The 14,639-nt window shown below is 69.0% G+C and carries 13 protein-coding genes; 7 read left to right on the top strand and 6 right to left on the bottom strand.

Annotation, left to right across the window (positions count from 1 at the left end; genetic code table 11):
* The first annotated feature begins 40 nt into the window (after positions 1–40).
* A complete protein-coding gene (gene coaA / locus KVT45_RS47895) occupies positions 41–1,030 on the top strand; it encodes a type I pantothenate kinase (protein ID WP_217558424.1) in 990 nt (329 codons plus the stop codon).
* Between the two features lie 138 nt (positions 1,031–1,168).
* On the opposite strand, the gene glmM is transcribed toward coaA, so the two are convergent.
* The 3 genes from glmM to rplM all read right to left on the bottom strand — a co-directional run bounded on the left by glmM (position 1,169) and on the right by rplM (position 3,706).
* Positions 1,169–2,527, bottom strand: coding sequence for a phosphoglucosamine mutase (gene glmM, locus KVT45_RS47890; protein WP_217558416.1), 1,359 nt, complete (start codon positions 2,525–2,527; stop codon positions 1,169–1,171).
* 180 nt (positions 2,528–2,707) lie between these two features.
* On the bottom strand, positions 2,708–3,220 hold the full coding sequence (gene rpsI, locus KVT45_RS47885) for a 30S ribosomal protein S9 (RefSeq protein WP_217558407.1): 513 nt from the start codon (positions 3,218–3,220) through the stop codon (positions 2,708–2,710).
* A 42-nt stretch (positions 3,221–3,262) separates the two neighbouring features.
* Entirely contained in the window at positions 3,263–3,706 is a 444-nt protein-coding gene (gene rplM, locus KVT45_RS47880; protein WP_020941688.1) for a 50S ribosomal protein L13, read from the bottom strand.
* 368 nt (positions 3,707–4,074) lie between these two features.
* On the opposite strand from rplM, the gene KVT45_RS47875 reads away from it, so the two are divergent.
* The 6 genes from KVT45_RS47875 to KVT45_RS47850 all read left to right on the top strand — a co-directional run bounded on the left by KVT45_RS47875 (position 4,075) and on the right by KVT45_RS47850 (position 12,571).
* Positions 4,075–4,953 (top strand): hypothetical protein, encoded by an 879-nt coding sequence (locus KVT45_RS47875; RefSeq protein WP_217558398.1) that lies wholly within the window; start codon positions 4,075–4,077, stop codon positions 4,951–4,953.
* 88 nt (positions 4,954–5,041) lie between these two features.
* Complete coding sequence (locus KVT45_RS47870; protein ID WP_217558396.1) at positions 5,042–6,430, top strand: glycoside hydrolase family 26 protein; 1,389 nt, start codon at positions 5,042–5,044, stop codon at positions 6,428–6,430.
* Positions 6,431–6,693: 263 nt separating this feature from the next.
* Complete coding sequence (locus KVT45_RS47865) at positions 6,694–8,145, top strand: glycosyltransferase family 2 protein (protein WP_217558386.1); 1,452 nt, start codon at positions 6,694–6,696, stop codon at positions 8,143–8,145.
* A gap of 21 nt (positions 8,146–8,166) precedes the next feature.
* Positions 8,167–9,393 (top strand): hypothetical protein, encoded by a 1,227-nt coding sequence (locus KVT45_RS47860; protein WP_217558377.1) that lies wholly within the window; start codon positions 8,167–8,169, stop codon positions 9,391–9,393.
* A gap of 14 nt (positions 9,394–9,407) precedes the next feature.
* Positions 9,408–10,505: an NDP-sugar synthase gene (locus tag KVT45_RS47855; RefSeq protein ID WP_217558375.1), complete on the top strand. Its 1,098-nt coding sequence runs from the start codon at positions 9,408–9,410 to the stop codon at positions 10,503–10,505.
* Between the two features lie 38 nt (positions 10,506–10,543).
* Positions 10,544–12,571, top strand: coding sequence for an acyltransferase family protein (locus KVT45_RS47850; protein WP_217558367.1), 2,028 nt, complete (start codon positions 10,544–10,546; stop codon positions 12,569–12,571).
* Between the two features lie 3 nt (positions 12,572–12,574).
* Here KVT45_RS47850 and truA read toward each other — a convergent pair whose 3' ends face one another.
* The 3 genes from truA to KVT45_RS47835 form a co-directional block, all read right to left on the bottom strand.
* Complete coding sequence (gene truA, locus KVT45_RS47845; protein ID WP_217558357.1) at positions 12,575–13,420, bottom strand: tRNA pseudouridine(38-40) synthase TruA; 846 nt, start codon at positions 13,418–13,420, stop codon at positions 12,575–12,577.
* 151 nt (positions 13,421–13,571) lie between these two features.
* Positions 13,572–14,066: a 50S ribosomal protein L17 gene (rplQ, locus tag KVT45_RS47840; protein WP_217558347.1), complete on the bottom strand. Its 495-nt coding sequence runs from the start codon at positions 14,064–14,066 to the stop codon at positions 13,572–13,574.
* A 181-nt stretch (positions 14,067–14,247) separates the two neighbouring features.
* On the bottom strand, positions 14,248–14,639 hold a 392-nt coding region (locus KVT45_RS47835; protein ID WP_302832661.1), incomplete at its 5' end, for a DNA-directed RNA polymerase subunit alpha C-terminal domain-containing protein.

Below are 14,639 nucleotides of genomic sequence, written 5' to 3'. Positions count from 1 at the left end.
CCCACCTCCCACCCCGTTCAAACTCCGTTAACAATGGAATGTGATCTCTCCGGTCTCCCCGATCTCCCGGAGCGCCCACCGGCACAGGCCGGAGGCGACTCCCTACGTCGACCTCACCCGTTCCGAGTGGAGCGCGCTGCGCGACAAGACGCCGCTGCCGCTCACCGCCGAGGAGGTCGAGAAGCTGCGCGGCCTCGGCGACGTCATCGACCTCGACGAGGTGCGGGACATCTATCTCCCGCTGTCGCGCCTGCTCAACCTGTACGTCGGTGCCACGGACGGCCTGAGAAGCGCCCTGAACACCTTCCTCGGCGAACAGGGCTCCCAGTCCGGCACCCCGTTCGTCATAGGTGTCGCCGGCTCGGTGGCCGTCGGGAAGTCCACCGTCGCCCGCCTCCTCCAGGCCCTGCTCTCGCGCTGGCCCGAACACCCGCGCGTGGAGCTGGTGACGACGGACGGCTTCCTGCTCCCGACCAAGGAGCTCGAAACCCGCGGCCTGATGTCGCGCAAGGGCTTCCCCGAGTCGTACGACCGCCGGGCCCTGACCCGCTTCGTCGCCGACATCAAGGCCGGCAAGGACGAGGTCACCGCCCCCGTCTACTCCCACCTCATCTACGACATCGTCCCGGACCGCAGGCTCACCGTCCGCCGCCCGGACATCCTGATCGTCGAGGGCCTCAACGTCCTCCAGCCCGCCCTGCCCGGCCAGGACGGCCGCACCCGGGTCGGTCTCGCCGACTACTTCGACTTCAGCGTGTACGTCGACGCGAGCACCGAGGACATCGAACACTGGTATCTCAACCGGTTCCGCAAGCTGCGCGCGACCGCCTTCCAGAACCCGGACTCGTACTTCAGGAAGTACACCCAGGTGTCCGAGGAGGAGGCCGTCGACTACGCCCGCGGTCTCTGGCGCACCATCAACAAGCCCAACCTGGTGGAGAACATCGCCCCGACCCGCGGCCGCGCCGCCCTGGTCGTCCGCAAGGGCCCCGACCACAAGGTGCAACGGCTGCGACTCCGCAAGCTCTAAAGCCCCGGTCAGCAAAGCGCCCCGTCAGGGGCGCTGGGGGTACCCCCAGCCGAAGGCTGGGGGAGGAACTGCGCGACCAGCCACGACGAACCGTCAGCCCGCAACGCGCCTTCCCCGGCACCCCGAACCCGAAAGCAACTACCCCAGCGCGGACTTGACGGCGTCCGCCAACCGCCCCGCCACCGACCGGGCCTGCTCGATGTCAGCCGCCTCGACCATCACCCGCACCAACGGCTCGGTGCCCGAAGGGCGAAGCAGTACCCGCCCCGTCTCCCCGAGCTCCCGCTCCGCCTCGGCCACGGCCGCCGCGAGGTCCCCCGACGTCTTCACCCGCGTCCTGTCCACGTCGGGCACATTGATCAGCACCTGCGGCAGCCGCTCCATCACGCCCGCCAGATCGCGCAGCGACCGCCCGGTCTCGGCGACCCGCGCCGCCAGCAGCAGCCCGGTCAGCGTGCCGTCACCGGTCGTCGCGTGGTCGAGGATGATGACGTGGCCGGACTGCTCGCCGCCGAGGGCGTACCCGTGCTCCTTCATCTCCTCCAGGACGTACCGGTCTCCGACCGCGGTCTGCACGAGGTGCAGCCCCTCCCGCTCCAGCGCCAGCTTGAAGCCGAGGTTGGACATGACGGTGGCGACGACGGTGTCGGCGCGCAGCGCGCCCCGCTCCCGCATGGCGAGGGCGAGTACGGCCATGATCTGGTCGCCGTCGACCTCCTCGCCGGTGTGGTCGACAGCCAGGCACCGGTCCGCGTCCCCGTCGTGCGCGATACCGAGGTCGGCCCCGTGCTCGATGACCGCGGCCTTCAGCGGACCGAGGTGTGTCGAGCCGCAGCCGTCGTTGATGTTGAGGCCGTCCGGCTCCGCGCCGATGGTGACGATCTCGGCGCCGGCCCGGCGGAACACCTCCGGCGAGACCCCCGCGGCCGCGCCGTGTGCTTCGTCCAGGACGATCTTCAGTCCGTCGAGCCGGTTCGGGAGCACGCCGAGGAGATGGGTGACGTACTGCTCGAAGCCCTCGTCGTACGGCCGGACCCGGCCGACGCCCGCACCGGTGGGCCGCTCCCAGGGCTCGCCGTGCCGGTGGGACTCGTACACCGCCTCGATCCGCTCCTCCAGCTCGTCGTCGAGCTTGTGCCCGCCGCGGGCGAGGAACTTGATGCCGTTGTCGGGCATGGCGTTGTGGCTGGCGGAGAGCATGACACCGAGGTCGGCGCCGAGCGCGCCGGTCAGGAACGCGACGGCCGGCGTCGGGAGGACCCCCACGGTCAGGACGTCGACGCCGGCGCTGGCCAGGCCCGCGACCACGGCCGCCTCCAGGAACTCCCCGGACGCGCGCGGATCCCGTCCGACGACCGCCGTCGGCCGGTGGCCCTCGAACGTCCCCGCCTCGGCCAGCACGTGCGCCGCCGCGACGGACAGCCCGAGCGCCATTTCGGCGGTCAGGTCCGCGTTGGCGACACCGCGCACGCCGTCCGTGCCGAAGAGTCGTCCCACTTGTCCTCCTGAAGAAGCGTCCTTGCTGCCAGGAAATGATGGCAGGCGCTTAGTCACTCGATCACACCAGCCTTTGAGCGTCTTGTGTCGTTATACGCCCTTGGCTGGGATAAACGAACGCCCCGGCGGCACATGTGGCGTGCCGCCGGGGCGTTCGGAGTACGTGCAGGCAGCTGGTGATTAGCGCTTGCTGTACTGCGGGGCCTTGCGGGCCTTCTTGAGACCGGCCTTCTTGCGCTCGACCGCACGGTCGTCGCGCTTGAGGAAGCCGGCCTTCTTGAGCGGGCCGCGGTTGTTGTCGACGTCGGCCTCGTTCAGCGCGCGGGCGACACCGAGACGGAGCGCACCGGCCTGACCGGAGACACCGCCACCGGCGATGCGGGCGATGACGTCGTAACGGCCTTCGAGCTCCAGCACCTTGAAGGGCTCGTTGACTTCCTGCTGGTGCACCTTGTTGGGGAAGTAGTCCTCAAGGGTGCGACCGTTGATCTTCCACTTGCCGGTGCCCGGGACGATCCGGACGCGGGCGATGGCGTTCTTGCGACGGCCCAGGCCGGCGGCCGGCTGCGGGTCGCCGAAGCGGGACGCGAGGGACTCGGAGGTGTACTCGCCCTCGACGGGGACGTCCGACTCCGTGGTGTAGCTGTCGATGTCAAGCTCTTCGAGCGGCTGCTCGGCAGTGGTCTCGGCCACGATGCTCCTCAGATTCTCTTCAGTCTTAGGGGGTGGCCGGAACTACTGCGCGACCTGGGTGATCTCGAACGGCACCGGCTGCTGCGCAGCGTGGGGGTGCACGTCACCCTTGTAGACCTTCAGCTTCGAGAGCATCTGACGGCCCAGCGTGTTCTTCGGGAGCATGCCCTTGACGGCCTTCTCGATGGCCTTCTCGGGGTTCTTGTCCAGCAGCTCGTCGTAGCGGACGGAGCGCAGACCACCCGGGTAGCCGGAGTGGCGGTACGCCATCTTCTGGGTCCGCTTGTTGCCGGACAGGTGCACCTTGTCGGCGTTGATGATGATGACGAAGTCACCGGTGTCGACGTGGGGGGCGTAGATCGGCTTGTGCTTGCCGCGGAGAAGGGACGCGGCGGTGGTGGCGAGACGGCCCAGGACGACGTCCTGGGCGTCAATGACGTGCCACTGGCGAGTCACATCGCCGGGCTTGGGGCTGTACGTACGCACTTCGCAGCCTTCTTCTTCAGTGGATGGGTGCTGACACATGGCATCACTGAAGCGATCGTGCAGCTGGGGACGACAATGCCGGGACGCTGCCCGTATGCCGCCCACTGGTAACTGCTCCAGGGAACCTAGGTAGAGGCCACTCCCGTGAAAATGAGCGAGCCAATACACAACGAAGAGCAAGCCTACAAGGGTGCCCCCGGACGGGTCAAAACGAGCTCGCGCGGACATCGGGACGACCCATCGTCGACATTGGCGAAAACCCGTGGCGCCCGGCCGTACCGTGATGCGCCGTCCTGCCCGCAAAGGTCCCCTATCACCGTTCATACAGTCGCACCGATACCCCCCGGCCCCCGTCTAAGATGCGCCCCATGAGTTATGGGCAGGGGGGACCTCAGTCCCAGTGGGATCCGTGGAAACCGCAGTCTCAGCAGCCCTGGAGCAGCGGCACCGGCCAGACTCCGGACTGGGCGTCGCTCGCCGAGGCCTCGGAAACCCGGAACAAGCGGCGCAGAGTGTTCTTCATCGGCGGCGGTGTGGTCGCCACGCTGGCGATCGGCACCGCCGTCGCCATGGCCGTGGTGTCCGCGAACGGCGACAACAACGCCTCCGGCACGCCCACCAACCTGCCCGCGAGCGCCTCGCTGCCCAGCGACTCGGCCGACTCGGCGCCGTCCTTCGCGCCGACCAGCGCGCCGCCGCCGCTGGACCCGGAGGAGTTCATAGGCAACGTGAAGAAGGACACGGCGCCGCTCAGCGCCGAGACCCTCTTCCCGGGCACCCAGCTGACCATGGGTGAGACGGTGTACAAGAAGGGCGCCACGGCCGACACCAAGAAGTGCGCCACGGCCGCCAAGGGCACCCTCCCGAGCATCCTCACCAAGGACGGCTGCACCCGCCTGCTGCGCGTCACCTACTTCAAGGACGGCGTCGCGGTCACGGTCGGCGTGGCCGTCTTCGACACCGAGGCGCAGGCGAGCAAGGCCAAGACCGAGGCCGACAAGAAGGGCTTCGTCAGCGCCCTGGCCGGCTCCGGCGTGAAGGCCTTCTGCGACTCCGGCGTCTGCCGTACGACGACCAATTCGTACGGCCGCTACGCCTACTTCACCACCGCGGGCTTCATCAACGGCAAGGACGTCACCACCAAGGACACCAAGGTCTTCCAGACCGGCGACGACCTGGCCGAGTTCACCTTCCGCCAGATCCGCCGCCGCGGCGAGGCCCAGGCGTCGGCGGCGGCCCAGGGCTAGCCCCCCCCTCACCGGCACGACTCCGCAGGCCCCTTCCCGTTCGAGGCAGAATCGGCATGCACAGGGTTGGCCAGGAGGGGTCGGGGACATGCACATGCGCGGGCGGGTCCGGCTCGTCGGGGCCGCGGTGGCGGCGGGACTGCTCGCCCCCCTGACCTGGTGGGCCACCCGGCCCGGGGCCGCCGGGGACAGCGGCCCGCGTCCGGTCCCCGCGGACCTGCGCGCCCGGGACCCGCACGCGACACCCGCCGCCCGCCGGGTCTACGCCCTGCTCGCCGGCCTGGAGAACCGGGCACGGCGCGGCGAGCCGTCCCGGACGGTCATCGGCCAGCACGTCGAGCTGCACAACGAGCGCTACAACGCGTCGTACGGCGACTACCGGGGCACCAAGCAGCCCGGCTACTACTACAAGAAGGCCCACGACATCACCGGCAGGTTCCCGGGGTTCGTGGAGGTGGATCTGGGGCCCGGGTACGGGCAGCCGGGCTGGGCGGTGGGCGAACCGCGCTCGTACTCCCGCTCCTCGTGGCCGAGCTGCCGCAGGTGCTGGGGGTACGTCGACGACGCGGTGGACCTGGCGCTCGGGGTGTGGGCGGGGCTGCCGCGGCCGGCGGACGGGTCGTACCACCCCTCGGGCACGCACCTCGACTGCGCCTCCGGGACCCGGGTGAGCCTGCCCGGCAACGGGGGCGGCCCGGCGGGCATCGTCGGCTTCTCCTTCCACCAGCCCTACCCGGGCAGCACCGTCAAGGGCTTCGAGCAGACCCGGTACCAGAACTCCCCCGCGGCCCGGGACAGCGGCTGGTTCGGCCGGGTGGTCACCCCGGGCACCGCCGAGCACCAGGCCCTGCTGCTGGACCTCGGCTATCTCGCCGACCACCTGGGGTACCTCGCGGAGCACGGGGTGCCGGTCCTGCTGCGGCCGTACCACGAGATGAACGCCAGGCCGGGGCACGGATTCTGGTGGGCGGGGCAGGATCCGGCCGCCTACCGGAAGCTGTGGCATGTCACATACGACTACCTCGTGGGCAGCCGCGGCCTGCACAACCTCCTCTTCGTCTGGGCACCCAGCGCCTGGGAGGGCACCTTCGCCCGGGAGCCCGGCGACTACTACCCGGGCGGGCGGTACGTCGATGTCGTGGGTGTGGACGACTACACCGACACCCCGCAGCGGCCGTTCCGGGGCAGGCCCTGGACCGAGGTCTGGTACCGGGGTCTGGAGCGCTACGACCGGCCCCGCGTCATGGCCGAGTCCTTCCACGTTCCGCTCGGCTCCGCTCAGCACAGAACACTTTCGGACACCCCCTGGGTGCTCTGGACGGTATGGGGACAGGCCCTGACATACGCCAATGTCTCCAGCCCGACCGGAAAGAACACCACGGAAGACGTGAAAGCGACTTACACGTCTTCGCAGGTCATCACCGGCAGCGGGGGCGGGCGGACGGGTTTCGGCTGGACTTCGTTGCACAAGACATAGGTTTATTACTTTCCCACTACATCTTGCTCACTCATGCTTCATGGCTGATTCTTACGTGGCAGGATTTGTTTTCTTGCATGGCCGGTGGCGCAGGTCGCCCGGGGGGGCATCTGAGCCGGCCGCAGAACGCCGAAGAAGGCGCCGGGGGGCAACATCACGGCCCGGAGCGGGGCGGATGAGACGAGGTTTCTCGTGTCACCCGCACCCGTCACCGAGCCATGCCGTCCGGCAGCCGCCGAACTCACGGAAGAGCATGTAGCCGTATGGCATCGACAGTGGTCGACGGGGGAGCCCCGCATTCGCGGCACAACGCGAAGCTGGCCAAACGCACTGCCGAGTGGAAACCGGGCATCCTGCCGTTCCTGATCCCGCTCGTGTTCCTGACTCTCTTCAGCCTGTGGTCCTACACGCCCAGCGACTCGCCGCTGGCCTGGCTGATCACCATCTGCTGGGCCCTGCCGGTGCCCGGGGTACTCGTGTCGATCCAGGGCTTCCTGCTCATCCGCCGCCGGATCCGCAAGGCCCATCTGATGACCCCGCCGGCCCTGGTCGAGCAGGACTTCCTGACCGTGCTGGTGCCGACGATCGGGCGCCACGACACCTACCCGGCCCTGGAGCGCTCGGTCCTCTCCTACGTGGAGCACCTGCCGGAGTGGTTCCCGTACATGCGCGTGGACGTGCTCACCGAGGAGGGCTGCGAGGCCGCCGAGCGGATCGACGAGCTGGCCGCGACCAGCCATCTGATCCGCGTGGTCACGGTCCCGAAGGCCTACCAGACCAAGAACGGCACCCGCTTCAAGGCCCGCGCCAACAACTACGCCCACGAGCTGCGCATCGAGGAGGGCGAGGCCCTCGAGCACGTGTGGGTGCTGCACATGGACGACGACACCGGGGTGGGCCCCGACACCTCCGCGTCCCTCGCCCAGTTCATCAACCGGCAGCGTCGTGCGACCCCCGAAGAGGTCAAGCACATGGCGCAGGGCATCCTGACGTACCCGCGCGAGAACGCGGTGTCCCTGCTCACCTGGTTCGCCGACGCCATCCGCCCGGCCGACGACATCGCCCGGTTCCGCGCCTTCACCGGCCTCGGCACCCCGGCCGCCGGTGTGCACGGCGAGCTGCTCGTCATCCGCGCCTCCATCGAGGCGGAGATCGGCTGGGACTTCGGCCCCAAGGAGATCGTCGAGGACGCCCGGCTGGCCCTGACCTTCTGCCGCCTCTACCCCGGCCGCAGCGACTGGTTCAACGGCCGCTGCTACGGCGCCTCGCCCTCCAACACCAAGGACTTCATCAAGCAGCGCGAGCGCTGGGCCTGGGGCCTGGTCGCCCTCTGCTTCAACCGCAAGGTGCCGCTGCGCTACCGCTGGTTCCTCACCATCTGCGTGACGAGCTGGATCCTGGGTCCGCTGCAGCACGTCGGCACGATCCTGTTCGTGGCCTGGTTCATCGGCGACATGAACACCTCACCCGTGACCCAGTCCGTGGTCATCCTCTGGTCGATCAGCTTCGCGTACGTGATCTGGGCGTACTGGGAAGGTCTGCGGCTCAACGCGATCGCCTCCGTCAACGGCAGGCGCAGGTGGTGGGAACCCCTGGCCGTCCTCGTCATGCTGCCCTTCTTCTCCCTCATCGAGGGAATCGGCGGCATCAAGGGCCTGTGGAAGTTCGTCCGCCGCGAGGAGAACAAGTTCGTCGTCATCGCCAAGCCCGCCTGACCCGGAAGAGACCCCACAGTCATGAAGCGCGCACGCCTGCCCTTGCTCGCCGTGCTCCCTGTCACCGTCATCGCCCTCGTGGTCGCGACCCCCTTCGTGGTCGGCGACCACCCGCTGCAGTGGTCGTCGGGCTCGTTCATGCCCCACCTGGTGCTCGACGGCAAGGAGCACAGCGGACCGGCCGGCTCCACGAGCGGCGACGGCAAGACCTCTGCGGCACCCTCGCCCACCACCGAGGTCGCCAAGGTGGACAAGGAGTGGAAGAAGGGCATGCCGCAGTGGGGTGCCCAGCTCTACTGGGAGGACAACCCCAAGCACTCCCTGGCCTACATCGAGAAGCAGGCCCGGCTGCACGCGAACTACCTGGTCGGCCTGCACGCCAACTCGGTCAGCATCTCCTTCCCGTTCTTCACCGGGAAGCTCGCCTCCACGGCGGTCAGCCGGGGTGACAAGACCCCGGCCCCCGACCGGCTCGCCCGCGTCCTGGAGATCTTCCACGAGGCCGGGCTGCGCACCACCATCCGGCCGCTGATGGACGAGCACTCCCTGAAGGCCGAGAAGGGCTGGCGCGGCTCCATCAAGCCCGCCGACCGCAGCGCCTGGTTCGCCTCGTACGAGAAGTTCGTCACCCCGTACCTGAAGGCGGCGGAGAGCGAGAAGGCGGCCACCTTCGTCATCGGCACCGAGCTGAACTCCCTGGAGGGCGACTCGCACTGGGAGACCGTCGTGGACGACGCCGAGAAGGTGTTCAGCGGCGAGGTCGCCTACGACGCGAACTGGGACAACTACGTCGAGGGACCGATCACCATGCCGGTGAGCCACCTCGGCATCGACGCCTACTTCCCGGTCAAGGTCGACGACGACGCCTCGGTGCAGGACCTGGTCGACGGCTGGAACAAGTGGCTGGACAAGAAGGCCACCGGTTCCCTCCCCAAGATCACCGTCGCCGAGGCCGGCATCGGCGCCATGAACGGCGCCTACCACGCTCCGGGCGACTTCTACACCAAGCGGGCGGTCAACCCCGAGGTGCAGGCCAACTGGTACACCGCCGTCTGCAAGGTCGTCCAGGAACGGAAGATGAGCGGCGTCTACTGGTGGTCGATCTACTTCGACGACGACCCGAACACCAAGCCCGACGACAAGGTCGCCTCCCGGCTCGACTTCGCAGGCCGCCCCCAGTCCGAGAAAGCGATCAAGACCTGCTTCACCTCGGACTACGCAGGCCCCGGGACCACCACCGCTAGCTGACCAGCGAGGCACTCATGCAGGAAGCCATCATCCTGGTGGGCGGCAAGGGAACCCGCCTGCGCCCACTGACCAACCACACCCCGAAGCCGCTGCTCGGCGTCGCGGGCTCCTCCTTCATCCGCCACCAGGTGGCCAAGCTGATGGACGCCGGTGTCGAGCACCTGGTGTTCGCCACGTCCTACCTCGCCGGCCTCTTCGAGGAGGAGTTCCGGGGCTTCTCCCGGGACCTGGACATCTCCTACGCCGTCGAGGAGGTCCCGCTCGGCACGGGCGGGGCGATCCGCAACGCCGGGCGGCTGCTGCGCGGCCCGGCCGACGCCCCGGTGCTCGTCCTCAACGGCGACATCCTCTCCGGCGTGGACCTGCGCGGCGTCCTGGCGTACCACGAGGCCAACGACGCGGACGTGACGCTCCACCTCACCCGCGTCGCCGACCCCCGGGCCTTCGGCCTGGTGCCCACCGACCGGTCCGGCCGGGTGCTGTCCTTCCTGGAGAAGCCCAAGACCCAGGAGGAGTGCGTCACCGACCAGATCAACGCCGGGTGCTACGTCTTCCGCCGGTCCGTCCTGGACGCCATCCCCGGCGACCGGGAGGTCAGTGTCGAGCAGGAGACCTTCCCCCGGCTCGTCGCGGACGGCGGGCGGGTCTTCGGCCACACCACCAGCGACTACTGGCGCGACCTCGGCACCCCGCTGGCCTTCGTCCAGGGGTCGGCCGACCTGGTCACCGGCAGGGCGGCCTCGCCGCTGGTGGGACCGCCGGCCGAGGCGCTGATCCATCCCACGGCCACCGTGCACCCGAGCGCCCGCGTCACGGGCGGCTCGACGGTCGGCCCGTACGCGGTCCTCGGCCCGCGCGTGGTCGTCGACCGCTCCATCATCGGCGCACACGTCAGCGTGGCCGAGGGCGCCCGGATCCACGAGTCCGTGGTCGACCACGACTCCTCGATCGGCAACGAATCGTTTCTCCGCGAGGTCGTGGTGGGCTGCCACGCCCACGTCGGCGCCGAGAACGAGCTGCCCGCCCAGCTGCGGCTGTCGTGCGGCATCCGCATTCCCAGCCAAGGGGTGCGCGTCAGCGGTACGGCTGCCGCCTGCCTGACGGCCCACTGAACTCGCCGGTCCGACCGGACACAGTTACTGGAGAACCGTTGACCCGCCATCGCTCACCGGCCACGCAGACGGAACGTCTGCGCAAGTACCGGCCGGACATCCAGGGCCTGCGTGCCGTAGCCATCATGATGGTGGTCACGATGCACGTCGGCCTGCTCGACATCCACGGCGGCGTGGACGTCAGCTTCGTGCTGAGCGGCTTCCTCATCGGCAGCCAGCTCCTCGCCGAGATCGACCGGACCGGCAAGGTGTCGCTCAGCAAGTTCTGGGCGCGCCGGATGCGGCGGCTCGCCCCGGGCATGGCCGTCGTCGTGATCACCACGGCGGTCGTGGCCTGGCTCTACGCCAGCCCGCTCAGGTTCCGCGAGACCATGAAGGACGGTCTCAGCGCGGCGCTCAGCTTCATGAACTGGCGCCTCGTCGAGACCGGGACGGACTACTTCGCGAACGACGGGACACAGTCCCCGTACCAGCACTTCTGGTCGCTGGGCATCGAAGAGCAGTTCTATGTGGCCGCCCCGATCGTCCTCGTCGTCACGGCCTGGCTGTCCCGCAAGATCCTCGGCAACCGCGCCCTGGTGGCGCTGTTCCTGGTAGCCGCGATCGGCGGGTCGCTGTACCTGTCGGTCAAGCAGACCGCAGAGAACCAGCCCCTCGCCTACTTCGGCACCCAGACCCGTATCTGGGAGCTCGCCTCCGGCATCCTGCTGGCCCTCGGCGCCCCGCTGCTCTCCCGCATGAACCAGGGGCTGGCCGCCGTCATCTCCTGGCTGGGCCTGGTGACCACCATCGGCACCGCGCTCGTCATCACCAAGGAGACCCCGCTGCCGGGCTACGCGGTGGCCGGCCCCGTGCTGGGCGCCTGCATGATCATCGCCGGCGGCTGCGCCAACCCCCGCCTCGGCGTGGAGCGGATCCTGCACAACCCGGTGACCGACTACGTCGGCAACGTGAGCTACGGCTGGTACCTCTGGCACTGGCCGATCCTGGTCCTGTGGCCCGACGTCGTGGGACGGGACATCACCTACTCGGACCGCTTCCGGGTGCTCTCCCTGTCCTTCATCCTGGCCGTCCTCATGTACTACGTCGTCGAGGCCCGGTTCCGGAACAACCCGCAGCTGGTGGCGACCCCCTGGAAGGGCATCTTCGCCGGCGGCACGGCCACCGCCAGTGCCGCCGCGGCCACGGCGTGCGCCCTGTTCATCCCGCTCAACCTCGCCACCTCGGCCGCCGCCGTGAACGGGGGCGCCACCGGATACGCCGGCGAGGCGTCCGTGAAGAGCGCCGTGACCCAGAGCGAACTGTCGGCGACCGCGCTGAGCGCGCTGGCGACCGCTCCCAAGGACACGACCCACTACGGCTGCATCGACAACACCGACGTCGAGAAGTTCGTCATGCGCGACAACTGCGTCATCGGCGACAAGACCGGGAAGAGCACGGTCGTCGTCATCGGCGACTCGCACGCCTGGCAGTGGGGCGACGCCTTCAACGAGCTCGGGCAGTCCCTTCACCTCAAGGTGGTGACCATGGCGAAGGGCGGCTGCTCCCCCGAGGTCTACGCCATCAAGAACCCCGAGCTGAACCGCGAGTACTCCGAGTGCGACAGCTGGCGGGAATCGGCGTTCAAGAACATCGAGGACCTCAAGCCGGACGTCATCGTCGTCACCAGCCGCATCCGGCGCGAGGTGACCGAGGCCGGCGCCGAGAAGGCGTTCAAGAAGTTCGAGGCCTCCGGCGCCAAACTCATCTACATCACCGACACCCCGCAGCCCGGCCGGAACGTCCCGGACTGCCTCGCCACCCACATCCACGACGTCACCGCGTGCAGTCCCGACGAGAAGACGGCCGTCGAGTACCCCGACTTCCGGGCCGTAGAGCAGAAGGTGGCGGAACGCCACGGTGCCACGGTCGTCGACTCACTGCCCGCGTTCTGCGCGGACAACGTCTGCCCGACGGTGATCGCCGACCAGATCGTCTACTTCGACAACAGCCACATGACGGGCAGCTACGCCAAGTCGCTGGCGCCCTTCCTCAAGCCGACCCTCAAGAAGGCCCTGGCCGGCTGACCCTCAGACCGTCCGCACCCGTACCCGGCGCGCCTGCCGCTGCCGTTCCAGCAGTTGGTCGGCCGCCGGGTAAGCGACCTCCTCCAGGGTCAGCCCGTGCGGCCGTACGACATGCACGGCGCTGTCCCGCACCCCCGCGTCCAGCACCTTCCGCGGCCACTCCACGCCCCGGTGCCCGTCCCCCACGAACAGCAGCGCGCCGACCATCGACCGCACCTGGTTGTGGCAGAAGGCGTCGGCCCTGACCTCGATCTCGACGACCCCGTCCGCGCGCCGGCTCACCCCGAAGCCGAGGATCTCCCGGATCGTCGTCGCCCCTTCACGCTTCTTCGCATAAGCGGCGAAGTCATGCTCCCCCACCAGCGACTTCGCAGCGGCGTCCATGACATCGACGTCCAGCTCCCAGTCGTGCCACAGCACGTGGTTGCGCAGCAGCGGGTCCACGCCTCCCGGCCGGTCCCCGACCCGGTACACGTACCGCCGCCACAGCGCCGCGAACCGCGCGTTGAACCCCGCCGGCGCCTCGCCGACCGACCACACCCGCACGTCCTTCGGCAGCCGCCCGGCGAGCCGCTTCAGCAGCTTCTCCCGCTGCTCCTCCCACACCCCGGCCGGCAGATCGACATGCGCCACCTGCCCCCGCGCATGCACCCCGGCATCGGTCCGCCCGGCCACGGTCAGCTCGTACACCGTGTCCTGCGACCGCGTGACGACCCGCAGCGCGTCCTCGATCTCCCCCTGCACGGTCCGCTTCCCACCGGCCTGCTTGGCCCAGCCGTGGAAGTGGGTCCCGTCGTAGGACAGGTCGAGACGGACGCGCACATGGCCGGGCTGAACTTCGTCACTCACAGGGGAATCCTCTCAGGGCAAGAAAAGCGGGCCCGTCCCTGAAAGGAACGGACCCGCTCACGCGCCCCTTCAGGGGCGCGGGACTGCACCGATATGCGGCTCCGCCGCGTGGGCGCGACCAGCCACAACGGACCGGCAGCCAAAGGACGGCTTACGCCTCCTCGGCCTCCGGCTTCGCGTCCTCGACGACCTCGTCGACCTTGGTCTCCTCGACCTTGGCCTCCTCGGCCTCCTTGACCGCACGCTTGGTGGCGGCCTCGGCCTCACCGGTCGCCTGCTGGGCAACCGTCAGCGCCTCGACAAGCTCGATGACAGCCATGGGCGCGTTGTCGCCACGACGGTTACCGATCTTGGTGATACGGGTGTAGCCACCGGGACGGTTCTCGTACCGCGGGCCGATCTCGGTGAAGAGCGTGTGCACGATGCTCTTGTCCGTGATGACCTGGAGCACCTGACGGCGGTTGTGAAGGTCGCCCTTCTTCGCCTTGGTGACCAGACGCTCGGCGTACGGACGCAGGCGGCGGGCCTTCGCCTCGGTGGTGGTGATACGGCCGTGCTCGAAGAGCGACTTCGCGAGGTTCGCGAGGAGCAGCTTCTCGTGCGCGGCGCTGCCGCCCAGACGGGCACCCTTGGTGGGCTTCGGCATGGTTCTTCTCCTGTGTGTCTGCCCCGGCCGTATCAGGTACCGGAGTCAGTATCCGAGCAGACGGTTGTCTGTCGGAGATCCGGGAGCAGCCCCGAAGGGGCGCTCCCGGAAGGGGCGCGGGGAACTGCGCGATCAAGCACAGCGCACCCGCACCCGAGTACGGACCGTGCGGCCCGAGCTCTTAGTACTGCTCAGTCTCCACGAACCCGGCGTCCGCGTCGTCGTCGGCACCGAACGCGTCAGCCGCAGCGGTCGGGTCGAATCCGGGCGGGCTGTCCTTGAGGGCCAGGCCCATGCCGGCCAGCTTCGCCTTGACCTCGTCGATGGACTTCGCACCGAAGTTGCGGATGTCCAGGAGGTCCGCCTCGGAGCGCGCCACGAGCTCACCCACGGAGTGGATGCCCTCACGCTTGAGGCAGTTGTAGGAACGGACCGTGAGCTCCAGCTCCTCGATCGGCAGCGCGAGGTCGGCGGCGAGGGCGGCGTCCGTCGGGGACGGGCCCATGTCGATGCCCTCGGCGTCGATGTTCAGCTCGCGGGCGAGACCGAACAGCTCGACCAGGGTCTTGCCCG

Origin of the sequence: Streptomyces sp. GbtcB6 (assembly GCF_019091475.1) — a bacterium.
GTDB classification, from domain to species: Bacteria; Actinomycetota; Actinomycetes; order Streptomycetales; family Streptomycetaceae; genus Streptomyces; species Streptomyces hyaluromycini.
The sequence above is the reverse complement of the archived record's forward strand: the minus strand, read 5'-3'. Positions and strand labels throughout refer to the sequence as shown.